This window comes from Streptomyces sp. DSM 120436 (assembly GCF_055778765.1).
This window is the reverse complement of record NZ_JBSKBS010000001.1, coordinates 1,289,522-1,306,950: the sequence shown is the minus strand read 5'-3', so window position 1 is coordinate 1,306,950 and position 17,429 is coordinate 1,289,522. Positions and strand designations below refer to the sequence as shown.

Here is a 17,429-nt window from a genome sequence, read left to right as displayed (position 1 = left end):
CCTCACATACGACGGGGGTCTCCGGGACACACGACCCGGAGACCCCCGACTGCCCGCTGCGGCCGCGCTTCTAGCGCTCGACCTCGCCCTTGATGAACTTCTCGACGTTCTCGCGGGCCTGGTCGTCGAAGTACTGCACCGGCGGCGACTTCATGAAGTACGAGGAGGCCGAGAGGATGGGGCCGCCGACGCCCCGGTCCTTGGCGATCTTCGCGGCGCGCAGGGCGTCGATGATGACGCCGGCGGAGTTCGGGGAGTCCCAGACCTCGAGCTTGTACTCCAGGTTCAGCGGGACGTCACCGAACGCGCGGCCCTCGAGGCGGACGTAGGCCCACTTGCGGTCGTCCAGCCAGGCGACGTAGTCGGACGGGCCGATGTGGACGTTCTTCTCGCCGAGCTCCCGGTCGGGGATCTGCGAGGTGACGGCCTGGGTCTTCGAGATCTTCTTCGACTCGAGGCGGTCGCGCTCGAGCATGTTCTTGAAGTCCATGTTGCCGCCGACGTTCAGCTGCATCGTGCGGTCCAGGACGACACCCCGGTCCTCGAACAGCTTCGCCATGACGCGGTGCGTGATGGTGGCGCCGACCTGCGACTTGATGTCGTCGCCGACGATCGGGACGCCCGCCTCGGTGAACTTGTCCGCCCACTCCTTGGTGCCGGCGATGAAGACCGGAAGGGCGTTGACGAAGGCGACCTTGGCGTCGATGGCGCACTGGGCGTAGAACTTCGCCGCGTCCTCGGAGCCGACGGGCAGGTAGCAGACGAGGACGTCGACCTGCTTGTCCTTGAGGACCTGCACGACGTCGACGGGCTCCTCGGCGGACTCCTCGATGGTCTCGCGGTAGTACTTGCCGAGACCGTCGAGCGTGTGGCCGCGCTGGACCGTCACGCCGGTGCGGGGAACGTCGCAGATCTTGATGGTGTTGTTCTCGGAGGCGCCGATGGCGTCCGCGAGGTCGAGGCCGACCTTCTTGGCGTCCACGTCGAAGGCGGCGACGAACTCGACGTCACCGACGTGGTAGTCGCCGAACTGGACGTGCATCAGGCCCGGCACCTTGGACGCCGGGTCGGCGTCCTTGTAGTACTCGACTCCCTGCACCAGCGATGCGGCGCAGTTGCCCACGCCGACGATGGCTACGCGAACCGAACCCATTCCGGTTGCTCCCTGTGTGTACGAGTGAGGCCCTTGCGGACTCTCACGTGGCGGTGTCGCCGGGCGTATCCGGCCGGGGGGCGTCCCCGGACCGGGGCAGGTCGCCCGTCGCTCCAGATGTGGTGTCCTGCTGAGCGGGCCCCCCGGCGGCGGGCCCCTTGAGGTCCCGGCCGGCCCGCTCGCTCTCGATGAGCTCGTTCAGCCAGCGCACTTCGCGCTCCACGGACTCCATCCCGTGGCGCTGGAGCTCAAGCGTGTAGTCGTCGAGGCGCTCTCGGGTCCGGGCCAGGGAGGCGCGCATCTTCTCGAGGCGCTCCTCCAGCCGGCTGCGGCGGCCTTCCAGCACGCGCATGCGGACGTCGCGCGACGTCTGCCCGAAGAAGGCGAACCGCGCGGCGAACGTCTCGTCCTCGTACGCGTCCGGCCCCGTCTGGGCGAGCAGCTGCTCGAAGTGCTCCTTGCCCTCCGCCGTCAGCCGGTAGACGATCTTGGCGCGGCGCCCCGTCAGCGAAGCGCCCAGGGCGTCCTCGGTGGTGTTCCCCGGTTCCTCGATCAACCAGCCGTTGGCGACCAGCGTCTTGAGGCAGGGATAGAGCGTCCCGTAACTGAACGCACGGAACACACCCAGTGACGTGTTGAGTCGTTTGCGCAGCTCGTACCCGTGCATCGGGGCCTCGCGGAGCAGGCCGAGTACGGCGAACTCGAGGATTCCGGAACGCCGGCTCATCGTCGCCTCCCCTCTGCCCCGGTCGCGCCGCGACGGGCTCCTGTGCGGCTCGGAGCCGCCTTTATGTCGAGCTGATGTATCGACTCGATACATCACGACGATAGAACGACCTTCCGGGTGCGACAAGAGGGGGGAGAGTGAACGGGATCACATCACCGTTTCGTTGCGAGCAAGTTGCCTGATTTGAGATGAACTTCTGGGCCCGGCGGGTTTTGGCGGTGCGTAGTCTGTGCGCCATGCAGACCACCGGGAACCGAGTGACGACTGGGGGCGTCCCCGTCCCCGGTGCAGTACGGGTGAATGCGCCGAGCGCCGCATCCGTACTTCGGGGGGACCGGAAACCAGCCGCCGTTTCCAGGCGCGCAGAGGTGCGCCTGCCCGAGGAGTAGTCGTTCGATGAGCGAGCACCGTCGCAAACCGCCGCAGCCGCAGGGAGGCGGACGTGCCGCGGCCCGACGCGGCCAGTCCGGCTCGTCCTCCGGCCGCCGAGCGGCACCGCGAGGCGCCACCGGATCTCCGTCCGATGCCCATGGGCCGGGCGCCCGCGGCGCGGGGGGCGAGGCCCGTCCGTACGGCAGTCGTGCCGAGGCGCGGCGCGCGGCACAGCGGGGAGGGTCCCGCCGCGCCGCCGGGCCCGGCCGCGGACGCGCGGCTCCTCCGGCCAAGAAGAGATTCATCGACTATCCGCGCCACGACAAGGACGGCTGGCGCCGCTGGACGCCGTCCTGGAAGTTCGTGTCCGGCCTGTGCCTCGCCTTCTTCGGCAGTCTCGTCGCCGTAGCGGGGATCGGGTACGCGATGGTGAGCGTCCCCAGCGAGGAGAACGCCATGGCGTTGTCCGAGAACAACGTCTACTACTGGGCGGACGGCAGTCAGATGGTCGCCACGGGCAGCGGCCAGAACCGGCAGAACATCACCCTCGACCGGATCCCCGAGGCCATGCGCTGGGCGGTGATCTCGGCCGAGAACAAGAGCTTCTACAGCGACTCGGGCATCGACCCCATGGGCATCGCCCGTGCGCTCGGCAACATGGCGCGCGGTGGTGACACCCAGGGCGGTTCGACGATCACCCAGCAGTTCGTGAAGAACACCTACCTGTCCCAGGAACAGACGATCTCCCGGAAGTTCAAGGAGATGTTCATCTCGATCAAGGTGGGCACCGACCTTTCCAAGGACGAGATCCTCCAGGGCTACCTGAACACCTCCTACTACGGGCGTGGCGCCTACGGCATCCAGGCCGCCGCCCAGGCGTACTACGGCAAGGACGCGGTCGACCTCACAACGAGCGAGTGCGCCTTCCTGGCGGCCCTGCTCAAGGGCCCGACGTACTACGACCCGGCCGGCAACCAGAGCATCGACAGCTCGGCCACGCCCCAGGCGAACCGCGAGCGTTCCGAGGAGCGCTGGGCCTGGATCCTCGAGCAGATGCACGCCGACGAGCACCTCTCCACCGCGGAGTACCAGCAGGCGGTCAAGAAGTACCCGATGCCCCAGGGTCGCAAGGCGACCAAGGGCATGACCGGCCAGGTCAGCTATCTGGTCGACACGGCGAAGCGGTACGTCCTGAAGAAATCCGGCCTCACGGAGGCACAGTTCGACCAGGGCGGCTACCAGATCTACACGACCTTTGAGAAGGACAAGGTCGATGCGCTGGCCAAGGCCGTGAAGAAGGTCGAGAAGGAGAAGCTCGACCCGAAGAAGCGCGAGAAGGACCAGCACGTCCAGTTCGGCGCGGCGTCGGTGAAGCCCAAGGACGGCGCGATCGTCGCCCTGTACGGCGGCGCCGGCTTCGAGAACGGCCACTTCAACAACAACGCCGACACCTCGGGTGTCCCCGTCGGTTCGACGTGGAAGCCGTTCGTGCTGGCCGCCGCCATGCAGCACGGCACGTACAAGACCAACGGTGTGGGCGTCTCACCGGCCAGCAAGTACAACGGCAATGACAAGCTGAAGATCCTGAACAACGACGGCTCCTACGTCCTCAAGAAGGACAACACGCCGTTCTTGCAGAAGAACGAGAGCGAGTACCCGTGGGGTTACATCACCCTGCACAAGGCGATGGAGCAGTCCGTCAACACGCCCTTCGTGCAGCTCGCCATGGACGTGGGGATGAAGAAGGTGGCGGACGTCGCCGAGAAGTCCGGCATCCTGAAGGAAAGCTTCGCCGATCTCAATGCGTCATTCGCCCTGGGCACGTCGACCCCCAGCGCGATCCGTATGGCCGACGCCTACGCAACCTTCGCGGCGTCTGGCAAACAGGCCGACCCGTATTCAGTGACCGCCGTCAAGCACAAGGGAGCGGAGCTGCCGGGCTTCGAGAAGCCGCGCGTCAAGCAGGCGATGCCGGAGAAGGTGGCGCACAACGTCACCGAGGTCCTCGAGAACGTGATCGAGAACGGCACCGGTTACAAGGCACAGGGGCTGGGGCGTGCAGCAGCCGGCAAGACGGGTACGACCGACGAGAACAAGTCCGCGTGGTGGGTCGGCTACACCCAGCAACTCGCTACCTCGGTCGCCATGTTCCGTGAGGACCCCGAGGACCACAAGCTGCTCTCCATGAACGGCACGGCGGGTGAGGACTCCATCCATGGTGGTGACGTCCCCACGCAGGTGTGGACCGAGTACATGAAGATGGCGTTGAAGGGCGAGCCCGACCCCGGATTCCCCAAGGCCGAGAAGATCGGCGAGATCGCCGACGGCGTCGGCGCGCCGTCGCCCACCCCGACCGTCACGGAGACCGAGGAGACGACGCCGTCGGCGTCGCCGACGCCCACGGAAACGGTGACCAACACGCCGTCGCCCACGGAAACCGAGACCTGCGGGCCGTTCGACTTCCGTTGCCGGGGCGAGGAGGAAGAGGACGGCGGGACCGAGAACGGCGGCAGTGACAACGGAGGCACCGACGGAGGCACCGACGGAGGCGTGACCACGTCACCCGAGCCCTCCGAGACCGGGGAACCCGGCGGGCCCAGGGGCGGCGGCAACGGCGGCGGCTTCTTCGGAGGCGTCGGCGGCTGAGCCGTCCCACGCCCGATGTGGGTGTTTCACGTGAAACAGAGGCCGCCGTACCCGACGGGTACGGCGGCCCTCGCCTTATCACCGGGCAGGTACGGCAGGATGTGCGCCATGCCCAGTGGAAAAACGACGCAAGCGAGCGTCCACGAGCCGGATCCGGTGCGGCCGACCGAGGAGGACCGGGTCGCAGCGGCCGGCAGCGAGCTGATCGGGGGACCGATCGGGCGGCGCGCCCTGCTCGGCAGAACCTGGTGGACCCCGGTGCGGGTGATCGCGCTCGTGGCGATCGGCATGTTCGCGCTCGGGCTGGTGCAGAAGGCCCCCTGCTACAACGGCGCCTGGTTCTTCGGCGCAAGTTCGCAGTACACACACGCCTGCTACTCGGACATCCCGCACCTGTACCAGGGGCGCGGCTTCGCCGACGGGCTGGTGCCGTACTTCGACCGGCTCCCCGGGGACATGGAGTACCTCGAGTACCCGGTGCTGACGGGCGTGTTCATGGAGGTGGCCGCCTGGCTCACCCCGGGCAGCGGCAGCATCCAGAGCCAGGAGCAGTGGTACTGGATGGTCAACGCCGGGATGCTCATGGCATGCGCGGCCGTCATCGCCGTGTGCGTGACGCGCACCCACGCGCGGCGCCCCTGGGACGGTCTGCTCGTCGCTCTCGCCCCGGCCTTCGCGCTGACCGCCACCATCAACTGGGACCTGCTGGCGGTCGCTCTGACGGCCGCCGCGATGCTGATGTGGTCGCGGGGGCGCGCCCTCGCCTTCGGTGTCCTGCTGGGCCTCGCCACGGCTGCCAAGCTCTATCCCGTGCTGCTCCTCGGGCCGCTGCTCGTGCTGTGCTGGCGCGCGGGCCGGTGGCGGCAGTACGGTACGGCGCTCGCCGGGGCCGCCGTCGCCTGGATCGTCGTGAACGGGCCGGTGATGCTGTTCGCCTTCGACGGCTGGTCGAAGTTCTACACGTTCAGCCAGGAACGCGGCGTCGACTTCGGTTCGTTCTGGCTGATCCTGGCCCAGAACTCGGACGACCCGCTCGCCACCGAGACGGTCAACACACTCGCGACACTGCTGATGCTGCTGTGCTGCGCGGGCGTGGCGGCCCTGACGCTCACGGCTCCGCGTCGACCGCGCTTCGCCCAGCTGGCCTTCCTGATCGTCGCGGCGTTCATCCTCACCAACAAGGTCTACTCGCCGCAGTACGTGCTGTGGTTGGTGCCGCTCGCGGCGCTCGCCCGGCCCAAGTGGCGGGACTTCCTGATCTGGCAGGCCTGCGAGGTGGCGTACTTCCTGGGCATCTGGATGTACCTCGCGTACACGACCAGCGGGGACGCCCACAAGGGGCTGCCCACCGACGGCTACCACTGGGCCGTCGGCGTGCACCTGGCGGGGACGCTCTACCTCTGCGTCATGATCGTTCGCGACATCCTGATGCCGGAGCGGGACCCGGTGCGCTGCTCCGGCGGTGACGACCCGTCAGGAGGCGTTCTGAACGGCGCCGAGGACGTCTTCGTGCTCGGTCCTGCGCGGCACGCGGCCCACTTCGAAGGGGCCCAGGTCGACTGGGGCAGAACAGGGGCCCAGGGTGGTTCGCTCTGAGCGAACCACTGCCGGGCCGTCGTCCCGGCACCACGCGAAGGGCCGTGCGCGGAACGTCCGTGCACGGCCCTTCGCGGCTGCCCCGACGTTGTCTCAGCGGTCGACGAGCCGGTCGAACTGCGTGGTGGTGTGCCGCAGATGGGCCACCAGCTCCTCGCCCACCTTGGGCTCCGGGGCGTCGGCCGGCACGAACAGGATGGACACCTGCATGTGCGGCGGCTCGGCGAACCAGCGCTGCTTGCCCGCCCACACGAACGGCGAGAGGTTCCGGTTGACGGTCGCCAGACCTGCCCGGGCGACGCCCTTGGCGCGCGGCATGACGCCGTGCAGGGCCTTGGGAGCCTCCAGACCCACCCCGTGGGACGTCCCGCCCGCCACGACCACCAGGAAACCGTCGGAGGCGGCCTTCTGCTGCCGGTAGCCGAACCGGTCGCCCCTGACGACGCGCGTGACGTCCAGGACCGCGCCGCGGTACTCGGTCGCCTCGTGATCCCCCAGCCAGAGCCGGGTGCCGATCCGGGCGCGGAAACGGGTCTGCGGGAACTGCTGCTGGAGGCGGGCGAGCTCGTCGGCCTTGAGGTGGCTGACGAACATCGTGTGCAGCGGCAGGCGGGCCGCACGCAGACGGTCCATCCAGCCGATGACCTCCTCGACGGCGTCGGACCCGTCGGTGCGGTCCAGCGGGAGGTGGATGGCGAAGCCCTCCAGCCGGACGTTCTCTATCGCGGCGTGCAGCTGGGGCAGATCCTGCTCGCTGATGCCGTGCCGCTTCATCGAGGACATGACCTCGATGACGACGCGGGCGCCGACCAGGCCGTACACGCCGTCGACCGACGACACCGAGCGGATGACCCGGTCGGGCAGCGGCACGGGCTCCTCGCCGCGCCGGTACGGCGTCAGCACCAGCAGGTCACCGCCGAACCAGTCCTTGATCCGCGCGGCCTCGTACGTCGTGCCGACGGCCAGGACGTCCGTGCCCAGCCGGGTGGCCTCCTCGGCGAGCCGCTCGTGGCCGAAGCCGTAGCCGTTGCCCTTGCAGACGGGGACGAGCCCCGGGAACTGCTCCTGCACGTGCTTGTGATGCGCCCGCCAGCGCGCGGTGTCGACGTAGAGCGTGAGCGCCATGGCCGGACCTGGAACCTTTCTCGTGGCTGCGGTGTAACAAAGGTATGGGAGGCGACGAAGCCGTCGAGGCTACGAAGACGCATACCGCGGCGAAGCGCGGGTCAGCGGCGCGACATGTAGATGTCGAGCGCCTTGTGGAGCAGCTTGTTGAGCGGGAAGTCCCACTCGCCGAGGTACTCGGCCGCCTGACCACCGGTGCCGACCTTGAACTGGATCAGACCGAAGAGGTGGTCGGTCTCGTCCAGCGAGTCGGAGATGCCGCGCAGGTCGTAGACGGTGGCACCGAGCGCGTAGGCGTCGCGCAGCATCCGCCACTGCATCGCGTTGGAGGGCCGGACCTCGCGGCCGATGTTGTCGGAGGCGCCGTAGGAGTACCAGACGTGCCCGCCGACGATCAGCATCGTCGCCGCGGACAGGTTCACGCCGTTGTGCCGCGCGAAGTACAGCCGCATGCGGTTGGGGTCCTCGGTGTTGAGGGCCGTCCACATCCGCTGGAAGTACGACAGCGGGCGCGGCCGGAAGCGGTCTCGCACGGCCGTGATCTCGTACAGACGCTGCCACTCGGGCAGGTCGTCGTAGCCGCCCTGTACGACCTCGACGCCGGCCTTCTCGGCCTTCTTGATGTTGCGGCGCCACAACTGGTTGAAGTTCTTGTGGACCTCTTCGAGCGAGCGGTTCGCCAGCGGCACCTGGTAGACGTAACGCGGCTGGACGTCGCCGAAGCCGGCGCCGCCGTCCTCGCCCTGCTGCCAGCCCATACGACGCAGCTTGTCCGCGACCTCGAAGGCGCGGGGCTCGATGAAGTCGGCCTCCAGGTCGCGCAGGCGCTTGACGTCCTGGTCCTGGATGCCCCGCTTGATGGTCGCGGCCTCCCAGCGCCGGATGATCACCGGCGGGCCCATCTTCACGGAGAAGGCGCCCTGCTGCTTCAGGTGGGCGAGCATCGGCTCGATCCACTCCTGGAGGTTCGGTGCGAACCAGTTGATGACCGGGCCCTCGGGCAGGTAGGCGAGGTAGCGCTTGATCTTGGGCAGCTGCCGGTAGAGCACCAGACCGGCGCCGACCATCTCGCCGGTGCGGTCGTCGAACCAGCCGAGGTTCTCGGAGCGCCACTCCGCCTTGACGTCTGCCCAGGCCGGGACCTGCATGTGGCTCGCCGACGGCAGGCTCTGGATGTACGCCAGATGCTGCTCGCGACTGATGGTCCTCAGGGTCAGGCTCATTCGGGGCGCTCCTCGGGCTGGTGTGTCCCCATGGGTTCAGGGGCTCCGGCTCTCGCGCGAAGCCTACTGCGCCTCGGGTGCGGCCCGGTGGGGCGCACGGGACGTCGGCCCCGGCCGGCCGTCGGCCGGGGCCCTCGACGATGTGCGGTCGGGGGGTGCGGACGTCAGGCGATGACTCCGCCGAAGAGACCGCCGCGCGCCATGCCCAGGAAGAATCCGATCCCCGCGAGACCGAGGCCCAGGATCAGCCCGAAGCGCTCGCGCGTCGTGACGGAGATCCATTGGCCGTACGCCCCGGTGAGGAGGCCCACCAGGCCGGTCCAGGAGCTGAGCAGGTGCAGGTCGTGGAACTGCGCCGAGATGAAGGACGTGAGCCCCAGCACCAGGGTCACCGCGAGCAGGATGTACTGGAGTGGGTGGGGCTTGCCGTCGGTGGCGAAGAGCCCGCCGGCGGTGTTGGGCCGCATTGTCTGTGCCATGGGCACCTCCTGCGAAGGGCGGCGCATCGTAGCGCCGTACACACCCGATGTGTCCAGATTGGCGGGCTTCACGGCCAGATTTCAACCGGAAGCCGCTGTGCGGGTAGTCTGTAGCGTCTGCACCGGTGTCTGTCCGGACAGAGCCAGGCGGGAACAGGAGCGGGTCATGGCCCCTTCGTCCGGCCCGGCGCACCGCCGCCCGGCTCGATTGTCAGTGGCGGCTGTTCTACTGACAGGCATCGTTGCGCAACGCATCACGACCCTCCTGCCACGGAACGACCGTGGCCGCTGAGTCCAAAGGAGGTGGGTTCCACATGCGTCACTACGAGGTGATGGTCATCCTCGACCCCGATCTCGAGGAGCGCGCTGTCTCCCCGCTGATCGAGAACTTCCTCTCTGTCGTCCGTGACGGCGGCGGAAAGGTCGAGAAGGTCGACACCTGGGGCCGTCGTCGTCTCTCGTACGAGATCAAGAAGAAGCCCGAGGGCATCTACTCGGTCATCGACCTGCAGGCCGAGCCTGCGGTCGTCAAGGAGCTCGACCGCCAGATGAACCTGAACGAGTCGGTCCTCCGGACCAAGGTCCTCCGTCCCGAGACCCACTGAGCGTCTCCGCTCAGTTGATCCCGGGATCCGAGTAGCAGCAAGCAGCCAGCAGCAAACCCGCCGAGAGGTTCCCCCATGGCAGGCGAGACCGTCATCACGGTCGTCGGCAATCTTGTCGACGACCCCGAGCTGCGCTTCACCCCGTCCGGTGCGGCCGTCGCGAAGTTCCGTGTCGCGTCGACCCCCCGCACCTTCGACCGCCAGACGAACGAGTGGAAGGACGGCGAGAGCCTGTTCCTGACCTGCTCCGTCTGGCGTCAGGCGGCGGAGAACGTCGCCGAGTCGCTCCAGCGAGGCATGCGCGTCATCGTGCAGGGCCGGCTGAAGCAGCGGTCCTACGAGGACCGTGAGGGCGTCAAGCGCACGGTCTACGAGCTGGACGTCGAGGAAGTCGGCGCCAGCCTGCGCAACGCCACGGCCAAGGTCACCAAGACCACCGGCCGCGGTGGCCAGGGCGGCTACGGCGGCGGTGGCGGCGGCGGCCAGGGTGGCAGTGGCTGGGGCGGCGGCCCCGGCGGCGGCCAGCAGGGCGGCGGTGCTCCCGCGGACGACCCGTGGGCGACCGGTGCTCCCGCCGGTGGTCAGCAGGGCGGTGGCGGCGGCTGGGGCGGTGGCTCCGGCGGCAGCGGCGGCGGCTACTCGGACGAGCCCCCCTTCTAGGGCGGGCCGCACCCACACTTCTTGATCACACAGGAGAAACACCATGGCGAAGCCGCCTGTGCGCAAGCCTAAGAAGAAGGTCTGCGCGTTCTGCAAGGACAAGGTCACGTACGTGGACTACAAGGACACGAACATGCTGCGGAAGTTCATTTCCGACCGCGGCAAGATCCGTGCCCGCCGCGTGACCGGCAACTGCACGCAGCACCAGCGTGACGTCGCCACGGCCGTGAAGAACAGCCGTGAGATGGCGCTGCTGCCCTACACCTCCACCGCGCGATAAGGGAAGGGTGACCCACTCATGAAGATCATCCTCACCCACGAGGTCTCCGGCCTCGGCGCCGCGGGCGACGTCGTCGATGTCAAGGACGGCTACGCTCGCAACTACCTGGTTCCGCGGAAGCTCGCGATCCGCTGGACCAAGGGTGGCGAGAAGGACGTCGAGCAGATTCGTCGTGCTCGCAAGATCCACGAGATCCACACCATCGAGCAGGCCAACCAGGTGAAGGCCCAGCTCGAGGGCGTCAAGGTCCGTCTGGCCGTCCGCTCCGGCGACGCCGGCCGTCTCTTCGGTTCCGTCACCCCGGCCGACATCGCCTCCGCGATCAAGGCCGCCGGTGGTCCCGAGGTCGACAAGCGCCGCATCGAGCTCGGTTCGCCGATCAAGACGCTGGGCGCCCACGAGACGTCGGTGCGTCTGCACCCCGAGGTTGCCGCCACGGTCAACATCGAGGTCGTCGCCGCCTGAGGGCAGCGCTCGCTGAAGCAGTGAGCACGGGGGCCGCATCCGTCAGGATGCGGCCCCCGTCGCATGGGTGGGGTGTTTCACGGTTCACGTGAAACCGGCATGAGTGCGGTGTTCCACGTGAAACGCTCAGCGCTCGGCGCCCGTGACGACCCAGCGGCCCGAGCGTGAACGCAGCCACAGGGTCAGCAGCCGCACGGTCATCATCAGCGTCATCGTGGCCCACAGCGCGGTCAGTCCACCTCCGAGGACGGGCACGAGCAGGGCGGCCGGAGTGAACACCGCGAGGGTGACCAGCATCGCCCAGGCCAGGTACGGCCCGTCGCCCGCGCCCATCAGAACGCCGTCCAGGACGAAGACGATGCCGCAGATCGGCTGGGACAAGGCCACGATCACCAGGGCGGGCAGCGCCACGTCCTTCACAGCGGCGTCGCTGGTGAAGAGCGGCAGGAACACCGGGCGGGCCAGGATGACGAGCACGCCCAGGATGACACCGACGGCCACACCCCACTCGACCATGCGGCGGCACACGTCCCGCGCACCTTGAGCATCACCGGCTCCCAGATAACGCCCGATGATGGCCTGCCCCGCGATGGCGATGGCGTCGAGGGCGAAGGCGAGCAGGCTCCACAGGGAGAGGATGATCTGGTGGGCTGCGATGTCGGAGTCCCCCATACGGGCGGCCACCGCCGTCGTGATCATCAGGATCGCCCGCAGCGAGAGCGTCCTCACCAGAAGAGGAGCGCCCGCCTGGGCCGAAGCCCGGATTCCGGCGACGTCCGGCCGCAGGGAGGCCCCGTGCCGACGTGCGCCCCGCAGCACCACGCCCAGATAAACCACGGCCATGCCGCACTGCGCGATGACCGTGCCCCAGGCGGAGCCGGCGATGCCGAGGCCGACGCCGTAGACCAGGACGGCGTTGAGGATGCCGTTGGCGACGAAGCCGGCGACCGCCACGTACAGCGGGGTCCGGGTGTCCTGCAGTCCGCGGAGCACACCGGTGGCCGCGAGCACGATCAGCATGGGCGGGATGCCGAGTGCCGAGATCCGCAGATAGGTGGTGGCGTACGGGGCGGCGGTCTCGGAAGCGCCGAAGAGGTTCACGAGCGCGGGTGCCGTGGAGAGGACGACGGTCATGACGGCGACGCCGAGCAGCAGGGCCAGCCAGATGCCGTCGATGCCCTGGCGGATCGCGGCGGGGAGGTCACCGGCGCCCACCCGCCGGGCGACGGCCGCTGTGGTGGCGTAGGCGAGGAAGACGAAGACGCTCACCGCGGTTACCAGGAGGGCCGACGCGACGCCGAGTCCGGCGAGCTGAGCCGTGCCGAGATGGCCGACGATGGCGCTGTCCGCCATGACGAAGAGCGGCTCGGCGACGAGGGCGCCGAAGGCCGGGACGGCCAGCAGGACGATCTCTCGGTCGTGCCGACGGCGGGCGGCCTTGGGGCGCGCGGGGGCCTGTGTCATGTGCACCAATCTAATCATCCACAGGTAAGAGATGCCAACTGATTGTGACCCTTACTTCGTGGCTCAGGGTGTGGGGTTGTGTACACCTGTTGAACCGATCTTGATTCGTGCGGGGAAGTTTTTCTTCTGCACAGCCGGTGGACGGTAAAGAGGCAGGTCAGGGTGATTCTCACAGGGAGTGCAAGGGATTGTTCACAGCGCTGTCCACCGGCTCGTGCACAGGTTTCGCGGAGTTCTCCACAGCTCTGGGCCAGTCGTCCACACGCCCTGTGGATAACCAGATTGGCTGACGGTGCCGACGGGCCTACGGTGGTCCGGCGCCTGCTCCGTCCATCGGATCCGGAAACGTCACAAAACCGGCGTCCGGCAAGCGGAGTTGGCCCCCTTGTCTGTCAGTGCCGTGCCGTAGAACTGAGACGCACGGTGAAATCCGCTCCGGCGGGGAGGAGGTGGCTCGGTGAGCATTTCCGAGCCCTTGGACGACCCCTGGGCCGACAGCGGTCCCAGTGATCGTCTGCCCGCCTCCCGCCGCACGGGTGACCACGGCCGGGGCCGCGACGAGCAGCACGACCGCGGCCCGGACCGGGGCGTGTGGGACGGCTCGGGCTCCGCCTTCGAGCGGGTCCCGCCCCAGGACCTGGAGGCCGAGCAGTCCGTACTGGGCGGCATGCTGCTGTCCAAGGACGCCATCGCCGACGTCGTCGAGATCCTCAAGGGCCACGACTTCTACAAACCGGCCCACGAGACCATCTACACCGCGATCCTCGACGTCTACGCCAAGGGCGAGCCGGCCGACCCGATCACCATCGCCGCCGAACTGACCAAGCGCGGCGAGATCAACAAGGTCGGCGGGGCGTCGTACCTGCACACCCTCGTGCAGACGGTCCCGACGGCGGCCAACGCGGCGTACTACGCGGAGATCGTGCACGAGCGGGCGGTGCTGCGCCGCCTGGTCGAGGCGGGCACGCGCATCACGCAGATGGGATATGCGGCCGACGACGACGTCGACGAGATCGTCAACCGAGCCCAGGCGGAGATCTACGCCGTCACCGAGCAGCGCACCAGCGAGGACTACCTGCCGCTCGGCGACATCATGGAGGGCGCCCTCGACGAGATCGAGGCGATCGGGTCACGCAGCGGCGAGATGACGGGCGTCCCCACCGGGTTCACCGACTTCGACTCGCTCACCAACGGGCTGCACCCCGGTCAGATGATCGTCATCGCCGCGCGTCCCGCGATGGGCAAGTCGACGCTCGCGCTGGACTTCGCGCGGGCCGCCTCCATCAAGAACAACCTGCCCAGCGTCATCTTCTCGCTCGAGATGGGCCGCAACGAGATCGCGATGCGTCTGCTGTCCGCGGAGGCCCGCGTCGCCCTGCATCACATGCGGTCCGGCACGATGACCGACGAGGACTGGACCCGCCTGGCCCGTCGGATGCCGGACGTCTCGGCCGCGCCGCTCTACATCGACGACTCGCCCAACCTGTCGATGATGGAGATCCGCGCCAAGTGCCGGCGCCTGAAGCAGCGCAACGACCTCAAGCTGGTGGTCATCGACTACCTCCAGCTCATGCAGTCGGGCGGTTCCAAGCGGGCCGAGAGCCGGCAGCAGGAGGTCTCGGACATGTCCCGTAACCTCAAACTGCTCGCCAAGGAGCTGGAGATCCCGGTCATCGCGCTGTCCCAGCTGAACCGTGGTCCCGAGCAGCGCACGGACAAGAAGCCGATGGTCTCCGACCTGCGCGAGTCGGGCTCCATCGAGCAGGACGCCGACATGGTCATCCTGCTGCACCGCGAGGACGCCTACGAGAAGGAGTCCCCGCGTGCCGGCGAGGCCGACCTGATCGTCGCCAAGCACCGAAACGGCCCGACGGCGACCATCACGGTCGCCTTCCAGGGCCACTACTCCCGCTTCGTCGACATGGCGCAGACCTGAGCGACGGCCGGCACGGGTTTCCAGCTCCCGTGGCCACTTCTCACTCAGGGATGGCCACTGCGTGGCTTGAAGGACACGAGAGGGAAGCCCTTTTTCCTCCAGCTCAGCCCAGTGCGCAGCGATCGAGTGCAGCACGAACCCGGTGGAGCCCCTCCACCCTCCAGCGGCCCCGGTCAGGCATCTGGTCGGTCCGGCGCCAGCGCCAAGCCGAGAACATCGCCCAGTTCAGGGCGCGGCACCGCTGCACCAGGCCGTGGTCAGTCCCCGCATAGTGCTCCCCCACCTCTTCAGGAGCATGGGCGAGGTCGAACTCGATCGGCCCACGGCAGCACGTGGCGAGGTCCACGAAAAGCGGACCTCGCCTCGTGTTGAGAAGATTGCCCGGATGCGGCTCGCCGTGCAGCAGCTGGTCGCCGGTTCTGCCGCAGCTGATCGTGGCGCTCAGGTCCTCGAGTGTGGTGCTGAGGAACTCCCGGTCGGAGTCGGGTAGCTCGGGGGATCGCTCCGGGTCGTTCACCTCTTTCAGCGCCGCGGCGACGCGGTCGGTGACATGCGGTGCGTCCAGATCGATCTGGCGCAGGGCGGCATGGTGCCGCATGAGCGCGTCCGCGTAGTCGGCCGGGGTGATCTCTGACCCCACAGGTTCGTAGTAGGTCCAGAGCGAGACGGCGAAGGCGTCACGCACGTGGATGCGGGGCTGGATCCGAGGATCGAGCTCGGCCACCGGGGCGTCGACATCGACGAGACGGTGGGCAACCTCCACTTCGAACTCGGAATCAGCCAGATGCCCCGGAGGCGCGACCCGTGCGAGAACATCACAAGGGACCAGGCGCAGCGCGACCCGGTCCGAATCGTGGATGACGATGGCATCGTCGGCCTGAAGACCCAGAGCCGAAGCGGTCGCCCGTCCTGCCGCCACTGCTCGACGGAGTTCCGATGGCTCCATACCGTTCTCCCTCGTCGTTGAGCACGCTTGCACACTGGGACAGCAGCGACGTCCCCGAGGTCTTCATGAGCACCGACCGGGTCCCGGACCAGGCCTGGACCCGGCGACAAGCATCGCAAAGCAGGCCCCGCACAGGCCGCGGGATTTATTCGGCCGATCTTGTGATCGGTGGCCGACAACGATCGTCACAGACGCGGTCGCGAAGAGGCCCCGGGCAGGGCGGCACCTGCCGTTCTCGGCAGATGACGCCCTGATGGGACTGGTCGCCGCCGTGCGGACCTGACGTACCTGTTGAACTGGTGGCATGACGTCACCCCAGGAAGAACTGCTGCCCAGTACGCGGCGCGCGCTGCTGCACCGGATCGCTGCCGCGCAGAGCGAAGGGCGGGCGCCGTCGCTCGTCGCGGCCGTGGTGCGGGACGGAAGGACCGTGTGGAGCGGGGCCCGGACCTCGGTGGAGGGAGAGGTCCCGGATGACAACGTCCAGTACCGGATCGGCTCGATCACCAAGACGTTCACCGCCGTTCTGGTGCTGCGGCTGCGGGACGAGGGTCTGCTCGACCTCGCCGACCCGCTGGAGAAGCACCTGCCGGGCACCGGCGTGGGCGAGGTGACCCTCCTCGACCTGCTCGCGCACCGCGCCGGACTGGCCGCCGAGACACCCGGACCCTGGTGGGAACGGACCCCGGGCACTCTGCGCCCCGGACTCGCCGACGTCCTGGGTGAGCGCCCTCTGATCCACCCCGTGGGCCGGCGCTTCCACTACTCGAACCCCGGGTACGCGCTGCTCGGCGCGCTGGTCGAGAAGCTGCGCGGGGCGCCGTGGGAGGACGTCGTGAGGCGAGAGGTGTTCGAGCCCCTGGGGCTGCACCGGACCACCGTGGAGCCCGAGGCACCGTACGCGAGCGGTTGGGCCGTGCACCCGTGGGCGGACGTGACGCAGCCCGAGCCGCTGGAGGACCTGGGCGTGATGGCTCCCGCCGGACAGCTGTGGTCCACCACCGCTGACCTGGCGCGCTTCGTTGCCTTCCTTGCGGCGGGGGACGAGCGGGTGCTGAGCGCCGAGTCCGTGCGGGAGATGCGGACGCCGGCGGCACCAGCCGAGGCGGCGGACGTGACCGACGGCTACGCGTACGGCCTGGGCCTGGAACTGCGTCATCAGCACGGCAGGATGCTCGTCGGCCACACCGGCTCGCTGCCGGGGTTCCTGGCCTGCCTGACGATGGACCTCGCGGGCGACGTCAGCGCGGTGGTCCTCGCCAACTGCACGTCCGGGCCGGCGCCGTTCACGGTCGCCGCGGACCTGGTCCGGATCGTCACGGAGGCGGAACCCCGTATCCCCGTGCCCTGGCGACCGCTGCGGAAGGCCGACCCCGCCGTGCTCGACCTGGTGGGGCAGTGGTACTGGGGGACGTACGCCTTCGGGTTGCGGCTGTCGGCCGACGGGCTGCTCGCGCTGGAGCCGCTGTCCGGGAAGGGGCGGCGCTCACGCTTCCGCCCGGACGGAGACGGCTGCTGGGTGGGGCTCGAGGGCTACTACGCCGGCGAACTGCTGAAGCCCGTACGACGACCGGACGGGACGGTCGGCCACCTCGACCTCGGCTCGTTCGTGTTCACCCGGCAGCCGTATGAGGAGGGCGCCCCGGTGCCCGGTGGCGTGGATCCGCGGGGGTGGCGGGGCAACCCATAGTCGTCCCGTGATCCCGACCGGGTCCGGTGGCACATCGGGCGTACACCGCGAAGGGTCGTGTT

Annotated in this window: 15 protein-coding genes; 8 read left to right on the top strand and 7 right to left on the bottom strand. The window is 68.6% G+C overall.

Going from position 1 to position 17,429, the window contains the following annotated elements; genetic code table 11:
• Positions 1–70 precede the first annotated feature (70 nt).
• Together ACWH4W_RS05980 and ACWH4W_RS05975 are read right to left on the bottom strand one after the other, a co-directional pair.
• The gene (locus ACWH4W_RS05980; protein WP_106413406.1) at positions 71–1,153 is read right to left on the bottom strand and encodes an inositol-3-phosphate synthase; all 1,083 of its coding nucleotides are present in this window, start codon (positions 1,151–1,153) and stop codon (positions 71–73) included.
• Between the two features lie 43 nt (positions 1,154–1,196).
• Entirely contained in the window at positions 1,197–1,880 is a 684-nt protein-coding gene (locus tag ACWH4W_RS05975; RefSeq protein ID WP_473074763.1) for a PadR family transcriptional regulator, read from the bottom strand.
• Positions 1,881–2,276: 396 nt separating this feature from the next.
• Here ACWH4W_RS05975 and ACWH4W_RS05970 point away from each other — a divergent pair, with 396 nt between their 5' ends.
• Together ACWH4W_RS05970 and ACWH4W_RS05965 are read left to right on the top strand one after the other, a co-directional pair.
• The gene (locus ACWH4W_RS05970) at positions 2,277–4,898 is read left to right on the top strand and encodes a transglycosylase domain-containing protein (protein WP_473074762.1); all 2,622 of its coding nucleotides are present in this window, start codon (positions 2,277–2,279) and stop codon (positions 4,896–4,898) included.
• 99 nt (positions 4,899–4,997) lie between these two features.
• Positions 4,998–6,494, top strand: a complete 1,497-nt coding sequence (locus ACWH4W_RS05965) for a glycosyltransferase family 87 protein (protein ID WP_473074761.1) — start codon at positions 4,998–5,000, stop codon at positions 6,492–6,494.
• 93 nt (positions 6,495–6,587) lie between these two features.
• Here the strand turns inward: ACWH4W_RS05965 and ACWH4W_RS05960 are convergent, their stop codons facing one another.
• The 3 genes from ACWH4W_RS05960 to ACWH4W_RS05950 form a co-directional block, all read right to left on the bottom strand.
• On the bottom strand, positions 6,588–7,619 hold the full coding sequence (locus tag ACWH4W_RS05960) for an alanine racemase (RefSeq protein WP_473074760.1): 1,032 nt from the start codon (positions 7,617–7,619) through the stop codon (positions 6,588–6,590).
• A gap of 101 nt (positions 7,620–7,720) precedes the next feature.
• Positions 7,721–8,842: a peptidoglycan bridge formation glycyltransferase FemX gene (gene femX, locus ACWH4W_RS05955; protein ID WP_473074759.1), complete on the bottom strand. Its 1,122-nt coding sequence runs from the start codon at positions 8,840–8,842 to the stop codon at positions 7,721–7,723.
• 164 nt (positions 8,843–9,006) lie between these two features.
• Positions 9,007–9,321, bottom strand: coding sequence for a hypothetical protein (locus tag ACWH4W_RS05950; protein WP_473074758.1), 315 nt, complete (start codon positions 9,319–9,321; stop codon positions 9,007–9,009).
• Positions 9,322–9,635: 314 nt separating this feature from the next.
• On the opposite strand from ACWH4W_RS05950, the gene rpsF reads away from it, so the two are divergent.
• The 4 genes from rpsF to rplI all read left to right on the top strand — a co-directional run bounded on the left by rpsF (position 9,636) and on the right by rplI (position 11,331).
• Positions 9,636–9,926 (top strand): 30S ribosomal protein S6, encoded by a 291-nt coding sequence (gene rpsF / locus ACWH4W_RS05945; protein ID WP_004985983.1) that lies wholly within the window; start codon positions 9,636–9,638, stop codon positions 9,924–9,926.
• Positions 9,927–10,001: 75 nt separating this feature from the next.
• Positions 10,002–10,586, top strand: a complete 585-nt coding sequence (ssb, locus tag ACWH4W_RS05940; protein ID WP_473074757.1) for a single-stranded DNA-binding protein — start codon at positions 10,002–10,004, stop codon at positions 10,584–10,586.
• Between the two features lie 43 nt (positions 10,587–10,629).
• On the top strand, positions 10,630–10,866 hold the full coding sequence (gene rpsR / locus ACWH4W_RS05935) for a 30S ribosomal protein S18 (protein ID WP_003949403.1): 237 nt from the start codon (positions 10,630–10,632) through the stop codon (positions 10,864–10,866).
• Between the two features lie 18 nt (positions 10,867–10,884).
• The gene (rplI, locus tag ACWH4W_RS05930) at positions 10,885–11,331 is read left to right on the top strand and encodes a 50S ribosomal protein L9 (protein ID WP_106413413.1); all 447 of its coding nucleotides are present in this window, start codon (positions 10,885–10,887) and stop codon (positions 11,329–11,331) included.
• 126 nt (positions 11,332–11,457) lie between these two features.
• Here rplI and ACWH4W_RS05925 read toward each other — a convergent pair whose 3' ends face one another.
• Positions 11,458–12,795: an MATE family efflux transporter gene (locus ACWH4W_RS05925; RefSeq protein WP_473074756.1), complete on the bottom strand. Its 1,338-nt coding sequence runs from the start codon at positions 12,793–12,795 to the stop codon at positions 11,458–11,460.
• Between the two features lie 457 nt (positions 12,796–13,252).
• Here ACWH4W_RS05925 and dnaB point away from each other — a divergent pair, with 457 nt between their 5' ends.
• The gene (gene dnaB / locus ACWH4W_RS05920; protein WP_473074755.1) at positions 13,253–14,731 is read left to right on the top strand and encodes a replicative DNA helicase; all 1,479 of its coding nucleotides are present in this window, start codon (positions 13,253–13,255) and stop codon (positions 14,729–14,731) included.
• Between the two features lie 103 nt (positions 14,732–14,834).
• On the opposite strand, the gene ACWH4W_RS05915 is transcribed toward dnaB, so the two are convergent.
• Entirely contained in the window at positions 14,835–15,677 is an 843-nt protein-coding gene (locus ACWH4W_RS05915; RefSeq protein ID WP_473074754.1) for a phosphotransferase, read from the bottom strand.
• Positions 15,678–15,981: 304 nt separating this feature from the next.
• On the opposite strand from ACWH4W_RS05915, the gene ACWH4W_RS05910 reads away from it, so the two are divergent.
• Entirely contained in the window at positions 15,982–17,367 is a 1,386-nt protein-coding gene (locus ACWH4W_RS05910) for a serine hydrolase domain-containing protein (protein WP_473074753.1), read from the top strand.
• Positions 17,368–17,429 lie beyond the last annotated feature (62 nt).

Excerpts from the sequence above, each read along its gene's own strand:
- ACWH4W_RS05980 (WP_106413406.1), bottom strand. The coding sequence starts at position 1,153 with ATGGGTTCGGTTCGCGTAGCCATCGTCGGCGTGGGCAACTGCGCCGCA.
- ACWH4W_RS05975 (WP_473074763.1), bottom strand. The coding sequence starts at position 1,880 with ATGAGCCGGCGTTCCGGAATCCTCGAGTTCGCCGTACTCGGCCTGCTC.
- ACWH4W_RS05970 (WP_473074762.1), top strand. The coding sequence starts at position 2,277 with ATGAGCGAGCACCGTCGCAAACCGCCGCAGCCGCAGGGAGGCGGACGT.
- ACWH4W_RS05965 (WP_473074761.1), top strand. The coding sequence starts at position 4,998 with ATGTGCGCCATGCCCAGTGGAAAAACGACGCAAGCGAGCGTCCACGAG.
- ACWH4W_RS05960 (WP_473074760.1), bottom strand. The coding sequence starts at position 7,619 with ATGGCGCTCACGCTCTACGTCGACACCGCGCGCTGGCGGGCGCATCAC.
- femX (WP_473074759.1), bottom strand. The coding sequence starts at position 8,842 with ATGAGCCTGACCCTGAGGACCATCAGTCGCGAGCAGCATCTGGCGTAC.
- ACWH4W_RS05950 (WP_473074758.1), bottom strand. The coding sequence starts at position 9,321 with ATGGCACAGACAATGCGGCCCAACACCGCCGGCGGGCTCTTCGCCACC.
- rpsF (WP_004985983.1), top strand. The coding sequence starts at position 9,636 with ATGCGTCACTACGAGGTGATGGTCATCCTCGACCCCGATCTCGAGGAG.
- ssb (WP_473074757.1), top strand. The coding sequence starts at position 10,002 with ATGGCAGGCGAGACCGTCATCACGGTCGTCGGCAATCTTGTCGACGAC.
- rpsR (WP_003949403.1), top strand. The coding sequence starts at position 10,630 with ATGGCGAAGCCGCCTGTGCGCAAGCCTAAGAAGAAGGTCTGCGCGTTC.
- rplI (WP_106413413.1), top strand. The coding sequence starts at position 10,885 with ATGAAGATCATCCTCACCCACGAGGTCTCCGGCCTCGGCGCCGCGGGC.
- ACWH4W_RS05925 (WP_473074756.1), bottom strand. The coding sequence starts at position 12,795 with ATGACACAGGCCCCCGCGCGCCCCAAGGCCGCCCGCCGTCGGCACGAC.
- ACWH4W_RS05915 (WP_473074754.1), bottom strand. The coding sequence starts at position 15,677 with ATGGAGCCATCGGAACTCCGTCGAGCAGTGGCGGCAGGACGGGCGACC.
- ACWH4W_RS05910 (WP_473074753.1), top strand. The coding sequence starts at position 15,982 with ATGACGTCACCCCAGGAAGAACTGCTGCCCAGTACGCGGCGCGCGCTG.